The sequence below is a fragment of the Azospirillum baldaniorum genome, assembly GCF_003119195.2.
Lineage (GTDB): Bacteria > Pseudomonadota > Alphaproteobacteria > Azospirillales > Azospirillaceae > Azospirillum > Azospirillum baldaniorum.
In genome coordinates, this window is the sequence record NZ_CP022254.1 from 945,112 (window position 1) to 965,537 (window position 20,426).

Here is a 20,426-nt window from a genome sequence, read left to right on the forward strand (position 1 = left end):
AGCATGACTATGGACCATTTGCGCGACTGGATCGGCCGGTCGGAAAGCGCCGAGGACGTCGCGTCGCCGGTGGCGCTGACCGGGCTGGCGGCGATGCTCGACCATGACAACCCGCCCTGGCCGGCCGGCGAGGTGCCGCCGCTGGGGCATTGGCTGTATTTCCTGCCAAAGGCGCTGCAGCGCGACATCGCCGAGGACGGCCACCCGCACAAGGGCGGTTTCCTGCCGCCGGTGGAACTGCCCCGCCGCATGTGGGCCGGCGACACCCTGACCTTCCACCGCCCCATCCGCAGCGGCGAGGCGATCACCCGCCGCTCGACCATCGAGGAGGTCACCCCGAAGGAGGGCCGCTCGGGCCGGATGGTCTTCGTGAAGGTCCGGCACGAGATCAGCACCGCCGCCGGCGTCGCCATCACCGAGTTCCACGACATCGTCTACCGCGAGGCCGCCAAGCCCGGCGACGCCCCCGTCCCCGGCGAGCGTCCGGCCGGCGAGGCGGTGTGGCAGCGGCGCATCCAGCCCGACCCGGTCCTGCTGTTCCGCTATTCGGCCCTGACCTTCAACGGCCACCGCATCCACTACGACCGCGACTATTGCCGCGACGTCGAGGGCTATCCGGGGCTGGTCTTCCACGGTCCGCTCAGCGCCACCATGCTGATGGACCTGTTCCTGCGCGAGAATCCCGGGGCGCGGGTGACCGGCTTCCGCTTCCGGGCGAAGCGGCCGCTGTTCGACATCCATCCGCTGACCCTGTGCGGCGCTCCGACCGACACCGGCGCCACGCTGTGGGTGACCGACCACGAGGGCTTCGTCGCCATGTCCGCCGAGCTGGAGGCCGAACGGTCATGACGGCGGCGCATCGCGGCCCGGTTGGAGGAAACGTGTGATGTCCCTGCCGTATCAATCCTATCTCTTCGTCCCCGCCGACAACGCCAAGCTGCTGGAGAAGGCCCACCAGCGCGGGGCGGACGCCCTCATCCTCGACCTTGAGGACGCCGTCCTTCCCGCCGGCAAGCCGGAGGCCCGCCGCGGCCTCCCCGAGCCGATCGACCGGCTGCACGGGCTGGGCGTGCCGGTGCTGGTGCGGATCAACAGCGGCTGGCGCGACGCCGTCGCCGATCTGGAGGCCGCGGTGCGCCCCGGCGTGGCCGCCCTGGTGGTGCCCAAGGCCGAGGACGCCGGGGCGCTGCGCGTCCTCTCCGCGATGATCGCGGAGTGGGAGGCGGAGCGCGGCCTGACCCCGGGCGCCATCGGCCTCGTCGCCCTCATCGAAAGCCCGCTGGGGCTGGAGCGGCTGTCCGGGATCGCCGCCGTCCCGCGCGTGGCGGCGCTGGCGCTGGGCAGCGAGGATTTCGCCCTGACTTTGGGGGTGGAACCGACCGAGGCGCTGCTCGCCCTGCCGTGCCGCCAGATCGCGCTGGCCGCCGCCGCCCGCGGCCTCGCGGCGATCGGCCTGCCCGGCTCGCTGGCCGAGTTCCGCGACCTCGACGCCTACCGCGCCATGGTGGCGCAGGCGCGGGCCGTCGGCATGACCGGCGCGCTGTGCATCCACCCGGCCCAACTGCCCGTCGTGCGCGACGTCTTTTCCCCTTCCGCCGCCGACGTGGCCTGGGCCGGACGGGTGGTCGCGGCGTGGGACGAGGCCCAGGCGGCGGGGCGCGGCGCCGTACAGGTGGACGGGCGCATGGTCGACCGCCCGGTTGCCGAGCGGGCGAAGGCCATCCTGGCGCGCCGCGCTCCCACGGCCTGAAACGCGGCAACAATCAAAAAGCAGGGTGACGAGACATGAAGACCAGCATCGGTCAGGGCTTCGACGAGATCCGCGACGCCGTGCGCGCGCTCTGCGCCGAATTCCCCAGCGAGTACCACCGCCGCATCGACGAGGAGCGCGGCTATCCCGAGGCGTTCGTGGACGCGCTGACCAAGGCCGGCTGGATGGCCGCCCTGATCCCGGAGGAATATGGCGGCTCGGGCCTCGGCCTGACCGAAGCCTCCGTCATCATGGAGGAGATCAACCGCTCGGGCGGCAATTCCGGCGCCTGCCACGGCCAGATGTACAACATGAACACGCTGGTCCGGCACGGCTCGGAGGAGCAGCGCCGCCGCTATCTGCCGAAGATCGCGGCGGGCGAGCTGCGCCTCCAGTCGATGGGCGTCACCGAGCCGACCACCGGCACCGACACCACCCGCATCAAGACCCGGGCGGAGAAGAAGGGCGACCGCTACGTCATCAACGGGCAGAAGGTGTGGATCTCCCGAGTCCAGCATTCCGACCTGATGATCCTGCTCGCCCGCACCACGCCGCTCGATCAGGTGCGCAAGAAGTCGGAGGGCATGTCGATCTTCATCGTCGACATCAAGGAGGCGATGCAAAAGGGCATGACCGTCCAGCCCATCCGCAACATGGTCAACCATGAGACCAACGAGCTGTTCTTCGACAATCTGGAAATCCCCGCGGAGAACCTGATCGGCGAGGAGGGCCAGGGCTTCAAGTACATCCTGACCGGCCTCAACGCCGAGCGGGTGCTGATCGCGGCGGAATGCATCGGCGACGGCTACTGGTTCATCGACAAGGTCTGCGACTACACCCGCGACCGTCAGGTCTTCGGCCGCCCGATCGCCCAGAACCAGGGCGTGCAGTTCCCCATCGCCGAAAGCTTCATCGAGGTGGAGGCCGCCAACCTGATGCGCTTCGAGGCCTGCCGCCTCTACGACGCCGGGGAGCCCTGCGGCGCCCAGGCCAACATGGCGAAGTATCTCGCCGCCAAGGCCTCGTGGGAAGCGGCGAACGCCTGCCTGCAGTTCCATGGCGGCTTCGGCTTCGCCAGCGAATACGACGTAGAGCGCAAGTTCCGCGAGACCCGGTTGTATCAGGTGGCGCCCGTCTCCACCAACCTGATCCTCGCCTATGTCGCGGAGCATGTCCTGGACCTGCCGAAGTCCTACTGACTGGGCGGGTTTCCCCGGACCCAACTCCCCATCGGTGCCGGAGGTGGCCTGAAAGCCGCCTCCGGGTTTGAGCTGATCCACCGCCCGAACAGGAAAAGGCGGGTGCCGGAGCCCCAAGGCCCCGGTACCCGCCTTCTTTTTTTGGAATGCGCTCCGGTCCCGCCGCCTCAGCCGAACCAGCCGGCGACGTTTCCGGTCTGGCCGAGGATGGTGATGCGGTTGCCCCCGCCGACGTCGAGCGTGGTGTTGCCGCCCTCCACCCGCGCCGAGCGGATCACCGCGCCGAGGTCCATGCTGGCGTCATAGAGCGCCAAGCGGTCGACCCCCACCTGGAAGTCCATCACCACCGACCCGCCCGAGGCCCGCCCGAAGGCGAAGACGTCCGCGCCGGCGCCGCCCCACAGCGTGTCCGCGCCGCCGTCGGCGAACAGCACGTCGTTGCCCGCCCCGCCGTTCAGCAGGTCGTTGCCCGCCCCGCCGAACAGCGTGTCGTTGCCCTCCTCGCCGAACAGCGTGTCGTCGCCGTCGCCGCCGCTGGCCAGGTCGTCGCCCGCGCCGAGCCCGATCAGGTCGCGCCCCGCCCCGCCCAGCGCCACGTCGTTGCCCGCCCCGCCGCTGAGCGTGTCGTCGCCGTCGTCGCCGATCAGGAAGTCGTCGCCCGCCCCGCCGAACAGCAGGTCGTTGCCCGCCCCGCCGGACAGCGTGTCGTCGCCCTCCTCGCCGGTCAGCGTGTCGTCGCCCGCCTCGCCGAACAGGATGTCCTGGCCCGTCCCGCCGAACAGCGCGTCGTTGCCGACCCCGCCGCCGATCAGGTCGTTGCCCTCGCCGCCGAACAGCCAGTCGTCGCCCTCGCCGCCCATCACCACGTCGTCGCCGTCGTCGCCGTACAGCGTGTCGTTGCCGCCGGCGCTGGCGATCGTGTCGTTGCCGCCGCCGCCGTGCAGGAGGTCGTCGCCGGCCCCCAGGTACATGTACTGCTCGTGGTCGTCGCCGTAGACGATCTGCTCGCCGTCGCCGCCGACCAGCGTGGCGTTGCCGACCACCGCCGCGAACTCGACGTTGTCGAGCTGGATGGTCACCGGACCCGCCGCCGCCGTGGTGTTGAGCACCACCGCGGTCGGCGCCGTGCTGGCGACCCCGGTGCCGCCCAGCGTGTTGCCGGTCACCCTGGTCTGCACCGCCTGGCCGGCGGCCACCCCCGGCGTGCTGAAGTCGATGGCGCGCACCAGGAGCTGGGCCTGGGCGGAGAGCACCGAGAGGAAGCCGTCGCCGCCGCCGGTCAGGTTGCCGCGCGAGGCGGTGCCGGCGTCGGTGCGCGCCTCGATCGCGGCGATCAGCCCGGTCAGCCCGCTCTGCGCCTGCGCGGCGGTCTGCCGCTCGGCGCTGCCCGAGGTGGTGACGGCCACGCCGGTGGAGACGCTGACCGTCAGGGTGGTGACGGTGGACACCGCGCCGGTCTGGCGGTCGACCACCTGCTCGCGCACCACCGGCACGTCGGCCAGATCGGCGTTGGCGGTGCTGCTGTCCTCCACCCGGCCTTCACTGCTGGCCGCGATGGTCACGGTGGTGACGCGCTTGCCGTCGCCGCCGGTGGTGACCGAGCCGTTGACGGTGGCGCCGTCCACGGTGGCCGTCGGCGGCGGGGCGACCGGGGCGGGCTTCTCCACGGTGGCGGTGAGCTTCTGCGTCGTCGCGGTGAAGGGCGGCGCGGCGTTGCCCGCCGGGTCGGTCAGGCCGAGGGTCAGGGTGAGCGTGCCGTCGCCCAGGGCGGAGAGGTCCAGCCCGGTCACCCGCATGGTCGGGCCGCTCATCACGCCGCCGCCGGTGACTTGGCCGCCGCCGGCCGAGGTGATCGTCCAGGTGAAGCTGGTCCCGGCCTCGCCGCCGCTGATGGTGAAGGCGGCGCTGGACTGCTCGATGGCGTCGATGCTGTCGTCCTCGAACAGCACGGTGGCCGTCGGCGGGGTGGTGTCGACGGTCAGCGACTGCGTGCCCAGCGCCGAGGTGTTGCCGGCGGCGTCGGTGGCGGTGGCCGAGACTGGGTTGGCGCCGTTGGCGTTGAGGCTGAGCGTGCCGGTGACCGGAGTGGCGGTGGCGAGGTTGAGGCTCCAGGCGCCGCCGTTCGTGGCGGTGGTGGTGTAGGTGGCGCCGCCCACCGTGACGGTGACGGTGCTGCCGGCCTCGGCCGTGCCGGTGAGGGTGGGCGTCGTGCTGTTGGTCAGCGCCGTGGCGACGGTCGGGGCGTCGGGCAACGTGGTGTCGATGACCAACGACTGGGCGCCCGGTGCCGAGACGTTGCCCGAGGCGTCGGTGGCGGTGGCCGACACCGGGTTGGCGCCGTTCGGGTTGAGGCTGAGCGTGCCGGTCACCGGAGTGGCGGTGGCGAGGTTGAGGCTCCAGGCGCCGCCGTTCGTGGCGGTGGTGGTGTAGGTGGCGCCGCCCACCGTGACGGTGACGGTGCTGCCGGCTTCGGCCGTGCCGGTGAGGGTCGGCGTCGTGCTGTTGCTCAGCGCCGTGGCGACGGTCGGCGCATCGGGCAGCGTGGTGTCGATGGTCAGCGACTGGCTGCCGGCCGAGGAGGTGTTGCCCGCGGCGTCGGTCGCCGTAGCCGACACCGGATTGGCGCCGTTCGGGTTGAGGCTGAGCGTGCCGGTCACCGGAGTGGCGGTGGCGAGGTTGAGGCTCCAAGTCCCGTTGGTCGCGGTGGTGGTGTAGGTCGCTCCACCGATGGTGACGGTGACGGTGCTGCCGGCCTCCGCTGAGCCGGTGAGGGTCGGCGTCGTGCTGTTGCCCAGCGCGGGGCTGGTCACCGCCGGCGCGGTGGGCGCCGTCGTGTCGATGGTCAGCGACTGGGTGCCCGGCGCCGAGACGTTTCCGGCAGCGTCGGTGACCGTGGCCGTGACGGGGTTGGCGCCGTTGGCGTTCAGGTTCAGGGAGCCAGCGGTCGGCGTCGCCGTGGCGAGGTTGAGGGTCCAGGCGCCGCCGTTCGTGGCGGTGGTGGTGTAGGTGGCGCCGCCCACCGTGACGGTGACGGTGCTGCCGGCCTCGGCCGAGCCGGTGAGGGTTGGCGTGGTGCTGTTGGTCAGCGCTGCGCTGGTCACCGAGGGCGCGCTCGGCGCCGTGGTGTCGATGGTCAGCGCTTGCGTGCCGGGGGCCGAGACGTTGCCCGCCGCGTCGGTTGCCGTCGCGGAGACCGGGTTGGCGCCGTTGGCGTTCAGGTTCAGGGAGCCGGAGGTCGGCGTCGCCGTGGCGAGGTTGATGGACCAGCTGCCGTTGGTCGCCGTGGTGGTGTAGGTGGCGCCGCCCACCGTGACGGTGACGGTGCTGCCGGCCTCGGCCGTGCCGGTGAGGGTTGGCGTGGTGCTGTTGCTCAACGCCGCACTGGTCACCGCCGGAGCGTTGGGCAGTGTGGTGTCGATGGTCAGCGACTGCGTGCCGGCGGACGACGTGTTGCCCGCCGCGTCGGTGGCGGTGGCCGTAACGGGGTTGGCGCCGTTGGCGTTCAGGTTCAGGGAGCCAGCGGTCGGTGTCGCGGTGGCGAGATTGAGGCTCCAGGCCCCGTTGGTCGCCGTGGTGACGTAGGTCGCCCCACCGATGGTGACGGTCACCGTGCTGCCGGTTTCCGCCGTGCCGGTGAGGGTGGGCGTCGTGCTGTTGGTCAGCGCCGTGGCGACGGTCGGAGCGGTCGGAGCGGTGGTGTCGATGGTCAGCGTTTGCGTGCCGGGAGCCGAGGTGTTGCCCGCCGCGTCGGTCGCGGTGGCCGACACCGGGTTGGCGCCGTTGGCGTTCAGGGTCAGCGAGCCGGCGGTCGGTGTCGCCGTGGCGAGGTTCAGGCTCCAGGCGCCGCCGTTCGTGGCGGTGGTGGTGTAGGTCGCTCCACCCACCGTGACGGTCACCGTACTGCCGGCCTCCGCCGTGCCGGTGAGGGTTGGCGTGGTGCTGTTGCTCAATGCCGCACTGGTCACCGCCGGAGCGTTGGGCAGCGTGGTGTCGATGACCAACGACTGCGTGCCGGCGGACGACGTGTTGCCCGCCGCGTCGGTCGCCGTGGCCGTGACGGGGTTGGCGCCGTTGGTGTCGAGGCTCAGCGAACCGGCGGTCGGTGTCGCGGTGGCAAGGTTGAGGCTCCAGGCCCCGTTGGTCGCCGTCGTGGTGTAGGTCGCCCCACCGATGGTGACGGTCACCGTGCTGCCGGTTTCCGCCGTGCCGGTGAGGGTCGGCGTCGTGCTGTTGGTCAGCGCCGTGGCGACGGTCGGAGCGTTCGGTGCCGTGGTGTCGATGGTCAGCGTTTGCGTGCCAGGAGCCGAGGTGTTGCCCGCCGCGTCGGTCGCGGTGGCTGAGACCGGGTTGGCGCCGTTGGCGTTGAGGCTCAGCGAACCGGCGGTCGGTGTCGCCGTGGCGAGGTTCAGGCTCCAGGCGCCGCCGTTCGTGGCGGTGGTGGTGTAGGTCGCTCCACCCACCGTAACGGTCACCGTGCTGCCGGCCTCCGCCGTGCCGCCGATGATCGGTGTAGCGTTCTTGGTCAGCGCCGCGCTGGTCACCGCCGGAGCGGTGGGTGCGGTGGTGTCGATGGTCAGCGACTGTGTGCCCGGCGTGGAGACGTTGCCCGCCGCGTCGGTGGCGGTGGCCGACACTGGGTTGGCGCCGTTGGCGTTCAGAGTCAGCGACCCGGCGGTCGGTGTCGCGGTGGCAAGGTTGAGGCTCCAGGCCCCGTTGGTCGCGGTGGTGATGTAGGTCGCTCCACCCACCGTGATCGTCACCGTGCTTCCCGCCTCGGCCGTGCCGCCGATGGTCGGCGTCGTGCTGTTGCTCAGCGCCGTGGTGACGGTTGGGGCGTTGGGCGCGGTGGTGTCGATGGTCAGCGATTGCGTGCCGGGAGCCGAGACGTTGCCGGCCACGTCGGTTGCCGTCGCGGAGACGGGGTTGGAGCCGTTGGCGTTGAGGCTCAGCGAGCCGGTGACCGGAGTGGCGGTGGCGAGGTTGATCGACCAGTTTCCGTTGGTCGCCGTGGTGGTGTAGGTGGCGCCGCCCACCGTGACGGTGACGGTGCTGCCGGCCTCCGCCGTGCCGCCGATGATTGGTGTAGCGTTGTTGGTCAGCGCCGCGCTGGTCACCGCCGGGGCGTTTGGCGCCGTCGTGTCGATGGTCAGCGACTGGGTGCCCGGCGTGGAGACGTTGCCCGCGGCATCGGTGGCCGTCGCCAAGACGGCGTTGCTGCCGTTGGCGTTCAGGGTCAGCGAACCGGAGGTCGGCGTTGCCGTGGCGAGGTTGACGCTCCAGGTCCCGTTGGTCGCCGTGGTGGTGTAGGTCGCCCCACCGACGGTGACGGTGACGGTGCTGCCCGCTTCCGCCGAACCGGTGAGGATCGGGGTGGCGTTGTTGCTCAGGGTTGCGCTGGTCACCGCCGGAGCGTTGGGAGCGGTGGTGTCGATGGTCAGCGACTGGGTGCCCGGCGTGGAGACGTTGCCCGCCGCATCGGTGGCGGTGGCCGAGACGGCGTTCGTGCCGTTGGCGTTCAGGGTCAGGGAGCCGGAGGTCGGCGTCGCGGTGGCGAGGTTGACGCTCCAGGTTCCGTTGGTCGCCGTGGTGGTGTAGGTGGCGCCACCCACCGTGACGGTCACCGTGCTGCCGGCTTCCGCCGTGCCGGCGAGGGTCGGCGTCGTGCTGTTGCTCAGGGTTGCGCTGGTCACCGCCGGAGCGTTGGGCGCGGTGGTGTCGATGGTCAGCGACTGCGTGCCGGGGTTGGACGTGTTGTTGGACGCGTCGGTGGCGGTGACCGACACCACGTTCGTGCCGTTGGCGTTCAGGCTGAGGGCGCCGGAAACCGGCGTCGCCGTAGCGAGGTTGATCGACCAGTTGCCGTTGGTCGCGGTGGTGGTGTAGGTCGCGCCGCCGATGGTGACGGTCACGGTGCTGCCGGCCTCCGCCGTGCCGGCGAGGGTCGGCGTCGTGCTGTTGCTCAGCGCCGCGCTTGTGACGACCGGAACCGCGGGAGGCGTCACGTCGGCCACGTTGACCACCGCGCTGACGCCGGAGATGGTCGCGCTGCCGGTGGCGCCACCGCTGTCGGTCAGGCTGGCAATGGCCACCGTACGATTGCCCAGCGTCGCCGTCGCGCTGGTGTTCTTGTAGGTGACGCCGCCCAGAAGCGCGTTCATCTGCGCGTCGCTGCGCTCCAGGCCGGTGACGGTCACCGTCGCGACGCCGCCGACCACCGACACGGTGACGCTGGCGTTGCCGCCCGCGGTGCCAAGACCGGTCAGGGTGGCGGTGGCGCCGTTGGTCAAGGCGACGTCGGTGCCGCCGATGGTCAGGACCTCGGTGGCGTCGACCACGCCGCTGACCGTGAACACCGCGCCGCGGAAGCTCTGCCCCGCCTCCACCGTGGAAGCCGCCACCCCGCTGAACAGGCTGGTCGACGCGTCCACCCCGACGCCGAAGGTCTTGCTGCCGCCGGTCGCGGTCAGGGTCGGCACGGCGTCGACGGAGATCGTCGCGGTGGCGCTGCCCGTGCTGTAGGCGTCCGTGCTGGTGTCGGCGGTGCTGCCCGCGGTGCCGCTGGTCCGGTCCCACGCCCTGAAGGTCAGGCCGCCGGTGTCGGTGTTGGTGAAGCCCGACCCGCTCGGCACGAAGCGCACGCGGTCCGACCCGGCGAGCAGCAGCGCCGAGCCGTTGGACGAACCCGTCGGAATGTCCGTCCAGGCGCCGCTGCCGACCTTGTACTGCCAGGTGCCGTTGGTGTTGGTCACGCCGGTGACGGCGATGCCCAGCGGAACGACGGTGACGAGCGGGAACGGGCTGTCGTACTCGGCGTCGGTGGCGGTGCCGGCGGAGGCCAGCAGGGCGGTGACCGTCGTCCCGGTGTTGGCGCCGTCGGCGATGCCCTGGTCGATGGCGGTCAGGCTGCGGACGTCGTTGGACAGGATCGGGCTGTCGTTGGCGCCGGTGAAGTTGAGGGTGAGTTGCTGCTCGACGGTGCGGTTGCCGTCGGAGACGGTGAAGATGCCGGTGCCCTGCATCGGCCCGGCCGGGACGCCGTTGAGGAAGGCGGCGTCGAACACGTAGGCGTACTGGCCGGTCTGGCTGTTGACGTAGGAGGTGCCGCCCGGCCCGGTGGACCAGGTGTCGTAGGTAACGCCGTTGCTCAGCGTGACGCTGCCGTATTGGACGGGCGAGGCCTGCGATCCGGCGATGGAGAAGGTCAGCGTGTCGCCTTCCAGGTCGGTCGCGGAGAGCTGTCCGTCGATCAGCGGGAAGCTGTCGTTGGCGGCGGTGTCGACCAGGGTCGGCGGGGTGGTGGGGACGGCGAGGACCGGCGGGGCGTTGGTGTCGATGCGGTCGTTGTTCTGGCTGATCGGGGTGGTGTAGGGGGTGTTGGCGTTGCTGGCGCTGTCGACCAGGACGATGTTGACCGGGATGTCGTCGCCGGCGGCGCGGTTCCCGGTGCGCTGGCCGTCGGCGGTGACGGTGAAGGTGGCGGTGTAGGTGGTCGCGCTGACCTTGGTCAGGTTGCCGAGCGCGAAGCCGTTGACCGTGCTGCCGTTGCCCAGCGTGTAGGTGTCGCTGTCCGACGCCACGGTGATCGTCACCGTCACCGTGTCGCCGACCTTGGCCGGCTGGTTGGGGATGGTGACGTTGGTGATCGACGGCGGCGTCGTGTCCGGGGTGCTGTTGGTGACCGTCTGGTTGGTGACGGTGGCCGGTGCGTTGCTCGCGGTATCGGTCAGGTTGCCGGTGCCCGGGTTGTAGTCGAGCGTCACCGTCTGGCCCTGAGTGACCGCCGAGGCCAGGGTGAAGGTCAGCGTGGTGGTGCCCGAACCGCTGGCGTAGGTCGCGGCGCGGCTCTGGCCGGCGACCGTGACGGTCAGGCCGGCGGCGCTGGTCGCCGACATGGCTTCGGCGAAGGTGACCGTCAGCGTCGTGCCGTTCACCGCCGCCGAGGTGATGGTCGGCCGGTTCGCGTCGATGCGGTCGGCGCTCTGGCTGATCGCCGTGGTGTAGGGGGTGTTGGAGTTGCCGGCGGTGTCGGTCAGCACGATGTTGACCGGCACGTCCGAGCCCGCCGCGACGTCGGTGCCGCCACTGGTCACCGTGAAGGTCGCGGTGTAGGTCGTCGCGTCGACCTTGGTCAGGTTGCCGAGTGTGAAGCCGCCGACCGTGCTGCCGTTGCCCAGCGTGTAGGTGTCGCTGTCCGACGCCACGGTGATCGTCACCGTCACCACGTCGCCGATCTTCATCACCGTGTCCGGGATCGAGACCGCGGTGATCGACGGCGGCGTGGTGTCGGGCGCCGCCGTGTTGTTGGTGACCGACTGGTTGGTGACGCTGGCCGGTGCGTTGCTCGCAGTGTCGGTCAGGTTGCCGGTGCCCGGGTTGTAGTCGAGCGTCACCGTCTGGCCCTGAGTGACCGCCGAGGCCAGGGTGAAGGTCAGCGTGGTGGTGCCCGAACCGCTGGCGTAGGTCGCGACGCGGCTCTGGCCGGCGACCGTGACGGTCAGGCCGGCGGCACTGGTCGCCGACATGGCTTCGGCGAAGGTAACCGTCAGCGTCGTGCCGTTCACCGCCGCCGAGGCGATGGTCGGCCGGTTCGCATCGATGCGGTCGGCGCTCTGGCTGATCGCCGTGGTGTAGGGGGTGTTGGAGTTGCCGGCGGTGTCGGTCAGCACGATGTTGACCGGCACGTCCGAACCCGCCGCGACGTCGGTGCCGCCGCTGGTCACCGTGAAGGTCGCGGTGTAGGTCGTCGCATCGACCTTGATCAGGTTGCCGAGTGTGAAGCCGCCGACCGTGCTGCCGTTGCCCAGCGTGTAGGTGTCGCTGTCCGACGCCACGGTGATGGTGACGGTCACCGTGTCGCCGATCTTCATCACGGCGTCGGGGATCGAGACCGTGGTGATCGACGGCGGCGTCGTGTCGGTGGGAGCCGGCGGCAGGGAGACGTAGGTGTCCGTCCCGCTCAGCGTCAGTGTCTGATAAGGCGTGTAGATGGTCTCGACACCGGACACGAAGACGGTGCCGGCGGTGTCGGTGATGGTCACCACATCGTTGCCGGTGCCGCCGATCACGGTTTCCAGTCCCTCGACCTGGACCGTGTTGCCGCCAGCGCCGAGATAGACGACGTCGGTGCCCGCATTGCCGACGATGGATTCGACGGCGGACACCGTCATCGTGGCGCCCTGGGTTGTGCGCACCGTCACCACATCGTTGCCGGCGCTGCCGATCAGGGTTTCCAGCGCCGCCACCTGGATGGTGTTTCCACCGGCGCCGAGGACGACGACGTCGTTGCCCGCCTTGCCGACGACGGATTCGATCGCCGAAACCGAGAGGGTCATGCCGTTGTTGTCGAGCGCGACGACCAGATCGTCGCCGGTGCTGCCGATCATCGTCTCGATCAGCGACACCAGCATCGTGCTGCCGGTGGTGTTCCAGGCGATGGCGTTGCCGACAACCCCCGTCCCGTCCCGGAGCGTGACGTTGACGACGTCGTTGCCGCCGCCGCCGATCAGGGTCGTGAGGCTCGCCACCGTGATGGTGTTGCCGACGTCGAGGAGGATGGCGGTGGTTCGGCTGCCGGTTCCGCCGACGATCGTTTCGATCGACGACACGGCAAGGGTGCCGCTGCCGGTCGCCATGTCAATCGTGCCGGTCTTGACGGCCATCGCCGCGACATCGATGCCGCTGCTGCCGATGAGGGTCTCCAGGAAGGCGACGGCCATCGTGCTGCCGCCGCTGGCCAGATGGACGATATCGCCGGCAGAGGCGGACCTTCCGAGGATGATCTCGATGCCTTCCACAAGCATCGTGTTGCCGCCTGGATTGGCGCCGATGATGTCGAGGCCGCTGGTCCCGATCAGCGTCTCGATCAGGGACACCGTAATGGTGTTGCCGATGGAGCCGGCGGCGTTGAGATTGATGACGTCCTTGCCGGTGCCGCCGATCAGCGACTTCAGATACCCCACCGACATGGTGTTGCCGGTGGTGCCGGCGAGCGTGATGAGGCCGGTGCCGGTGGAGACGCCGAGGATCGTCTCGATCGATTCCACCACCATGGTGGTGCCGGTGGACGTCAACAGGACCCGGTCGTTGCCGGAGCCGCCGATCAGGGTCTCCAGAGCCTGGACCGTGATCGTGTTGCCGCCCGTGCCGGCCAGCGTGACGACATCCTTCCTGGTACTGGAGGTACCGCCGATGATGCGGTCGAGGTTGGACACGGTCAGGGTCTGACCCTGGGTGTTGAGCCGCGCGCCTTGGGTGCTGCCGTTGCCGACGATCCCCGACCAAGCCTCCGTCGAGGAGAACACATAGTCAGCGCCACCCGTGAGCGTCAGTGTTCCACCAGCAGCCATCTCATCCCTCTTGCATCGGCGTTTTTGGCTCCGCAGCCGTGGCAGCAAGAGCGTGGCAGTCTCCACAGACTGGCCACTACCTCTTAAAAGCGGGTAAATAAAGTTAATGCTTTATCGGCGTCAGCCTGCCCAAAACCCGAATCCCGTGGTGGTATCGGTCCCGCCGACCAAATCCGGCTTGGCGCGTTGGCGACACAGCACTTCAGCTTGACGGGACCGGATCGCCAGGAATTACGATCACTTGCCCATGCCGCCCCTCGCATGTCGCGCTTTAGTTGATGCGTTTTGGAGATAAGCACTTCATTCCGTAACAGCGCATTCGTAAAAACGGCTATTGATTACAAAATGCAACAATATGAATCCAAAGATTGCGTTCATGCGTTCGATCGCCCGGTCACGGCATCGTCCACCGGGGCGGGAGGTTGACAGTCGCGCGGTCAAACGAGCCTATGGACGCAGCGTGGTCTGGCGGTCCGGCCACGGCCAGCCGGGGGGACGAGGATGGATCATGCGCAGGCCACGACCAGTCTGGAGGCCCTCCTCGCGGCCAGTCCCCGTGACGGCGCCGCCTGGAGCATGCTCGGCCACCTTCTGCGCCGCGCGGGAAAACTGGACGGCGCCATCGCCTGCCACCGGCGGGGCTTGGAGGTCGCGCCGGAGAACGCGAGCATCTGGAGCAATCTGGGCAACGCCCTGGTGGAGGCCGGCCGGTCCGACGAGGCTTTGGCCGCGCATGCGGAAGCGCTGCGGCTCGAACCGCAAGCCCCGGCCTTCCTTTTCAACAGCGCCGTGGCCCTGCGCAAGGCGGGGCGCTTCAAGGACACGCTCGCGATGATCGAGCGGGCGGCGGCGGACGGGACCGCCACGCCCGAGTTGCGGTGGGAGCGGGCTCTCGCCCGGCTCCAGATCGGCGACTACGTCCACGGCTTCACCGATTACGAAGCCCGGCGCGGGCTCGCCGCCTACCATGGCCGGCCACCTTCCGAACGGGCCTGGAACGGCGGATCGCTGGACGGGCGCACCCTGTATCTGTTCACCGAGCAGGGATTCGGCGACGCCATCCTGGCGGCGCGCTACGTGCCGCTGGTCAGGGAGCGGGGCGGCCGGGTGCTGTACGACTGCCATCCGGAACTGCGCCGGGTGCTGTCGGGGCTGGGCGTCGACGCCGTCCTGCAACCGGGAGACCCGCCGCCGGCCTTCGACGTCGAGGCGTCGCAGATGAGCCTGCCGGGCCTGTTCGGCACCACGCTGGCCTCGGTCCCGCCGCCGGTGTCCTTGACCGTTCCGGACTCGTCCCGCGCGAAGGCAGCCCATCGGCTCGGCGCGCGGGAGCCGGGCACGCTGCGCGTCGGGATCGTATGGTCGGGGCGGGTGACCTTCGCCGACAATGGCCGGCGCGCCACCAGTCTCGCCCGGTTCCTGCGCTTCGCCGAGGTGCCGGGCGTGCGGCTCTACAGCCTTCAGAAGGGGCCGCCCGAGGCCGAACTCGCGGACAGCGGCGTCGCCGGTCATCTGGTGACGCCGCTCGGCCCCGACCTGGAGGATTTCGCCGACACGGCGGCGATGCTGGAACAGCTCGACCTCGTCATCATGACCGACAGTTCGGTGGCGCATCTCGCCGGGTCCCTCGGCAAGCCGGTCTGGAACCTCGTGCAGCACGTCCCCTACTGGATCTACGGCTTTTCCGGTGACCGCACGCCCTGGTACCCGACGATGCGGCTGTTCCGCCAAGGTCCCGACCAGGATTGGGAGCCGGTGTTCGCCCGGGCGGTGGACGCCCTGCGCGAGGAGGTCCGCCGCACCACCGGCCGGTGATGCGGCCGGCGGCCGGCGGCCGGCGCTCAGCGTTCCGCCGCGGCGTCCCGTTCGCGCCCGAGCCAGGAGTGCCACATGGCGCGGTAGGCGGCCTCGACCGCCGCCGCGAAGCCGCGATGATCGCTGAGCGCCGAGCGTTCCATCCGTTCCCTCATGCCGCGGCGCAGCGCGGTCAGGCGCCCGGTGTCCCCGGCCAGGGCGACGGCCGTCTCCATGTAGCCGGCCTCGTCCGTGGCGATGAACTCGGCCAGCCCGCATTGCGTCAGCAGGCTGGCACCCACCCGCGCGACGTGATGACGACCGGCGAGCGTGATCACCGGCACACCCATCCACAGCGCCTCGCAGGTGGTGGTGGTGCCGTTGTAGGGGAACGGGTCGAGGCCGATGTCGATCCGGTCGTAGGCCTGCAGGTGGTGATCGATCACATCCATCGGCGGAAGGAGGTCGACACGGCCTGGGTCCACGCCGTTGCCGGCGAATTGCCGGAGATAGCGTTCCCGCGTCGGCGCGTCGCCGAAGGCGCGGCTCTTGAGACACAGGCGGGCGGACGGCACGCGCGCCAGGATGGCCGACCAGACCCGCATCACCTCCGGCGTCACCTTGGCGGCGTTGTTGAAGGACCCGAAGGTCACGAAGCCGTTGACCAGCGCCGGCGGTTCGTCGCGCCCCGTGACGAAGCGCAACGGCTGGAAGGCGAGAAACCCCTTGGGCAGGCGGACCAGCCGCTCGGCGTGCCAGGCGTCGGTGAGGCCCGGCGGGTCGGCGACCGCGTCGGTCAGGCGGTGGTCGATGGCCGTCATCCCCGCGGTGTCGGGATAGCCCAGCCAGGCGACCTGGATCGGGGCCGGCTTGCGGGCGAACAGCAGCGGCCGGCTGTGCGCCGTGTGGCCGGCCAGATCGACCAGAATGTCGATGCGGTCGCGCTCGACCAGCGCGGCGGCGGCCGTGTCGTCCAGGGCGGTCAACGACCGCCAGCCGTCGGCCAGACTCCTCATGCGTTCGGTGATCGCGTCGTGATGGTTCGAGGTGGCGTAGCAGAACACCTCGACCGCGCCGCGGTCGTGCTCGCGCAGCAGGGGCTCGATGAAATGGGCGCAGGCGTGGGCGCGGAAGTCGGGCGAGACGTAGCCCACCCGCAGCCGGCGGCCGGGGTTGCGATCGTTGAGGAATCCCCGGTCCAGCGGCATCAGCGGGCGGGCGTGCCGCTCGTTCCAGTGCGCGTGGGCGCGGGCGATGACCTCGGGCGGCACCCAGGGCGTGTAGTGCAGGGCAAACAGCAGGTTGGAATGGAGCAGGGCCAGATCGGGGTGGCGTTCCACCCCGCTTTGGAAGACCGCGATGGCCTCGGTGATCCGTCCTTGCTCCTTCAGCGCCTCGCCGAGGTTGACGACGGGTTGCGGCAGGTCGGGCTGCGCCTGCATCGCCATCCGGTAGCAGTCCACGGCGCGGCTCGATTCCCCGAGGTCGCGGTGGACGTCGCCCATGTTGCTGTGGGCCCCGCCCATGCCGGGCCTCAGCCGCACCGCCCGGCGGTAGGCGGCGATCGCCCGCTCGGGCTGCCGCTCCGTCTTCAGGAGGTTGCCGGCGTTGAACCAGGCGTCGGCGTAATCCGGGGACAGGGACAGCGCCACGCGCACCGCCGCCAGCGCCTCCGCCGGCCGGCCGAGGTCGGCCAGCGCGCAGGAGAGGTTGCTGCGGATCGACGCGTCGTCCGGCAGCGCCGCGACGGCCCGGCGGTAGCAGGCGGCGGCCTCCTCCCATCGCCCCGTGCCGCGCAGCAGGATGGCCAGATTGTTGTTGGCGTGGGCGTGCCCGGGATCGTCGCGCAGGATCGCCCGGTAAGCGGCCTCGGCATCGGCGTGCCGGCCCGCCCGGTGATGCTCCAGGGCGGCGGCGAAGCGTTGGAGCGCCATTCCGGCCGGGTCCTCCATCAGCGCAGGCCTGCGTCGTCGAGGATGGCGAGCAGCCGGTCCGCCGCGCGGCTCCAGGGGAAGCCTTGCACCAGATGGTCGCGGGCCGACGTGGGACCGGTGTCGTCGCCGCGGATGATGGCGGTCAGGATGTCCGCCGCCGCGTCCTCGTCCGGGTCCCACCAGTCGAGCCCGTGGAACGGCGGGTAGGCCTGCCCGCTGTAGGGCAGGCGCGCGGGGCGGACGGCGGACGGGATGAGGCGGGCCACCCGGTCGTCGAGATAATCCACATAGGCCGAATGGCGCGGCGCGATCAGGCTCAACCCCATCGCCCCCGCCTTGGAGAGGGGCAGGTCCCAGCCTTCGCCATGCGACATGCTCCAGTAATGGTTGGCCGCCCGCATCAGCCCCGTCATGTCGGCGTCCGACAGGAGCTGGTTGATCAGCACCACCGGCGCCGCGTCGGCCATCCGCTTTCCGACGGCGGCTTCCGTCCGCCGGACCAGATCGCCGAGTTCCGCGCCGAACGCCGGGTTTTTTCCGTTGCCCAGCTTCAGGATGAGCACCGCGTCGTCGGCGGGCGCCGTGCCGCGCAGCCAGACCCGCAGCAGCCCGTCGATGTTCTTGCGGGGAATGAAATCCGAGACGTTGAGGAAACGATGGCGGTAGCTGGAGACCCGACGCCCGCACGGATCGACCAGGATCGGCACGGGGCCGGCGGCGGCGCCGTCCTCCGGGTCGACCCCCAAGGGGCAGACCCGCAGGCGATCCTCCGGGAAGCCCTGGGCCGCCCAGGCCACACGGGACGATTCGCTGGGCACGACGATGAGGTCGCTGTGCTCGCTCTGGCGCCGCCATGCCGGCGGTATCCGGGTTCCCTCGAACATCGTGAAGGTCACCGTGGCCAGGCCGGGCACCCGCTCGACCGCCAGCGGGATGAGGAAGTTCACCAGGGCCTTCGCGGGAACCGGCGGGCCGAGATCCTCCTCCCAGGATTCCGGACCGAAGATCCCGATCGCCTGCAGGGGCACGGTCCGCCGGCGCAGCGTCCGGATGAAGCGCTGGCAGAAACGGCCGTAGCCCGTGGCGCTTGTGAAGGCCCCCCGGATCGCCAGCCCCGATCCGGACACGGGCGCCGCCGATCCGATGGCGCGGTAGCGCGCGCAGCGCGTCAGACCGTTGGCCGCGTCGGTGGCGGTCGGGTCGAGCCGGAGCGCGCGGCCGAAAACCCCGGCGGCCTCGTCCACCCGACCGAGCCGCAGCAGCGTTTCGCCAAGCTGGACCTGAGCGACGGCGCCCTCGGGCGCGATGGCGACCGCCCGGCGCAAATCCCGGGACGCCGCCGCCATGTCACCGGCGAGCATCCGGATCAGGCCGAGATTGTGCCATTGCACGCTCGGGCCGGGATCGAGGCGCGCGGCGCGCAGCAGGAACCGGGCGGAAGCGTCCAGGTCCCCCGTTTCCTGCGACACCGTGCCCAACCGGCTGCAGACGGCTGCGGACTCCGGCTGCACCGCCGCCAGCGTTCGCAGGGCGCGCGCGGCGGCGGGCCAATCCCGGCGGTGTTGCAGGACGATGCAGAGGTTGGTCAGCGCGGCGGCGTGCCCCGGAGCGATGCGAACCGCGTCGCACAACGCCTCCCTGGCAGCGCCGTCCTGGCCGGTCGAGAACAGCGCGGCGCCGAGCAGGTTGAGCGCATCGAAACGCCCCGGCTCCACCGCCAGCACGGCCCGGCAGGCGTCGATGGCCTCCGTCAGCCGCCCGGCGCCGTACAGCCGGGACGCCGCTTCGATCCCGTCCGTCATGACACCCCCGCGGCGCGGCGGGCGACCGCGGCGGCAATCTCGGCGGCGATCCGGGCCATCACCCCGTCCCAATCGTTGCGGCGCGTCATGCGGAACAGCCGGGTCTGCGGGTACCAGGGCGTGTGGTCGGGGAGGCGCATCCAGCGCCAGTCCCCCAGCCACGGCAAGGCGAGGAACACCGGACGCCCCATGGCACCGGCGATGTGGCCGACCACGGAATCGCAGGCGACGATCAGGTCCATGCCCTCGATGATCGCGGCGGTGTCGACAAACCCCTCATCCTCACCTTTTCCATCCCGGTCCGGCAGCGACACGATTTCCAGCCGGTCGTCGGGCCGCTCCCATTGGCCGGGTCCGTCCGCCTTTTGCAGGCTGTACAGCCGCACCCCGGAAAGGTGCGACAAGCGCGCGAAGCGTTCCAGCGGAATCGAGCGGTCGGCCCCCGCGGCGCGCCACTGGATGCCCACCCGGAATTCGCCCGGCCGCCCCGCCTCGGCGATCCGCCGGCGCCAGAACGCCGCCCGCTCCGGTTCGGCCCGCAGATACGGAACGCCGCCGGGGATCGTCGCCACCGTCGTCCGGCAGCGATGGGGCAGGCTCATCAGGGGCAGGAGGCAGTCGGCCTCGGGAAGCGGCTCGCCGCGCGCCACCAGCGCGTCGATGCCCGGAACGCCGGCGAGGAGGCGTTTGAGCGGCGGCTGGCATTCGAAAATGGTGCGGGCGCCCATGGCCTTGAGCACGGCCATGTAGCGGATGAACTGCACGGTGTCGCCGAGCCCCTGCTCGAAATGGACCAGGATGGTCCTGCCGGCGAGCGGGCCGCCGTCCCACAGCGGTGTGCCGGGACGGTCGCGGTTCCATTGCCAGACGGCTTGGCGGGTGCGCCATTCGTACTCGGCCGTGCCCTCCAGGAAGTTTCCGACGGTGAGCAGGCTGACGCCGAGATTCTTGTGATGCTCGGCGGAGCCCGGCTCAAGCCGGACGGCCCGCCGGTAGCTCACGGCGGCGTCCTCCGGCCGTCCTTGCGACAGGAACGCCGCGCCCCGGTTGTTGTTGGCCGCCGCCGCGCCCGGTTCCAGCAGCACGGCCAGCTGGTAGGCGGCCTCGGCCCGTTCGGGCTCGTCCACGGCCATCAGAGCGTTGCCGAGGCTGAACGCCGCGTCCGGGTAACCGGGCCGCAACGCCACGAGACGGAGAAGCGGCGCCACCGCCTCCCCGGTCCGTCGGCATTCGATCAGCAGCGACGCCCAATGGAACAGCGTGTCGGCGTCGTCGGGCCGCAGGCGATGGGCGGCCCACAGCGCCACCGCCGCGCCGTCCCGGAGTCCCAGGCCGCGCAGCACCAGCCCCAGGACGAACCAGGCCACCGGATGCTCCGGCCGGATCGCCGCCGCCGTTCGGAAGGAACAGGCCGCCGCCTCCAGCGATCCGGCGTCGACATGACACAGGCCGGCGCCGAAGCACCGGTCGAACGCTTCGCCGAACCCGTCGAACGTCGCCTCGATCACCCACCCTCTCCATCCAATCGGTCGACCCGGCAAATGGGTTTGGAATTGCCGCGCCCGATGGTAACCCTTTGCCCGATGATTTCACGCTTAGCA

At 70.6% G+C, this 20,426-nt stretch carries 8 protein-coding genes; 4 read left to right on the top strand and 4 right to left on the bottom strand.

The window, feature by feature from the left end; translation table 11 throughout:
- Window positions 1–9: 9 nt before the first annotated feature.
- From Sp245p_RS18725 to Sp245p_RS18735, 3 genes are read left to right on the top strand one after another with little or no spacing between them, the layout of a single operon-like run.
- On the top strand, window positions 10–849 hold the full coding sequence (locus Sp245p_RS18725) for an HTD2 family dehydratase (RefSeq protein ID WP_014197716.1): 840 nt from the start codon (window positions 10–12) through the stop codon (window positions 847–849).
- Between the two features lie 37 nt (window positions 850–886).
- Entirely contained in the window at window positions 887–1,750 is an 864-nt protein-coding gene (locus Sp245p_RS18730; protein WP_014197717.1) for an HpcH/HpaI aldolase/citrate lyase family protein, read from the top strand.
- 35 nt (window positions 1,751–1,785) lie between these two features.
- Window positions 1,786–2,949 carry an acyl-CoA dehydrogenase family protein gene (locus Sp245p_RS18735; RefSeq protein ID WP_014197718.1) on the top strand — a complete coding sequence of 388 codons (1,164 nt, stop codon included), beginning with the start codon at window positions 1,786–1,788 and terminating at the stop codon, window positions 2,947–2,949.
- A 167-nt stretch (window positions 2,950–3,116) separates the two neighbouring features.
- On the opposite strand, the gene Sp245p_RS18740 is transcribed toward Sp245p_RS18735, so the two are convergent.
- A complete protein-coding gene (locus tag Sp245p_RS18740; RefSeq protein WP_109138751.1) occupies window positions 3,117–13,295 on the bottom strand; it encodes an Ig-like domain-containing protein in 10,179 nt (3,392 codons plus the stop codon).
- 501 nt (window positions 13,296–13,796) lie between these two features.
- On the opposite strand from Sp245p_RS18740, the gene Sp245p_RS18745 reads away from it, so the two are divergent.
- Window positions 13,797–15,110 (top strand): tetratricopeptide repeat protein, encoded by a 1,314-nt coding sequence (locus Sp245p_RS18745; protein ID WP_014197723.1) that lies wholly within the window; start codon window positions 13,797–13,799, stop codon window positions 15,108–15,110.
- 26 nt (window positions 15,111–15,136) lie between these two features.
- Here Sp245p_RS18745 and Sp245p_RS18750 read toward each other — a convergent pair whose 3' ends face one another.
- From Sp245p_RS18750 to Sp245p_RS18760, 3 genes are read right to left on the bottom strand one after another with little or no spacing between them, the layout of a single operon-like run.
- Window positions 15,137–17,023 carry an O-linked N-acetylglucosamine transferase, SPINDLY family protein gene (locus Sp245p_RS18750; RefSeq protein WP_244439467.1) on the bottom strand — a complete coding sequence of 629 codons (1,887 nt, stop codon included), beginning with the start codon at window positions 17,021–17,023 and terminating at the stop codon, window positions 15,137–15,139.
- A gap of 17 nt (window positions 17,024–17,040) precedes the next feature.
- Window positions 17,041–18,825, bottom strand: coding sequence for a glycosyltransferase (locus Sp245p_RS18755; RefSeq protein WP_109138752.1), 1,785 nt, complete (start codon window positions 18,823–18,825; stop codon window positions 17,041–17,043).
- On the bottom strand, window positions 18,822–20,333 hold the full coding sequence (locus tag Sp245p_RS18760) for a tetratricopeptide repeat protein (RefSeq protein WP_165359985.1): 1,512 nt from the start codon (window positions 20,331–20,333) through the stop codon (window positions 18,822–18,824). Before Sp245p_RS18760 ends, Sp245p_RS18755 begins: the two co-directional genes overlap by 4 nt.
- Window positions 20,334–20,426 lie beyond the last annotated feature (93 nt).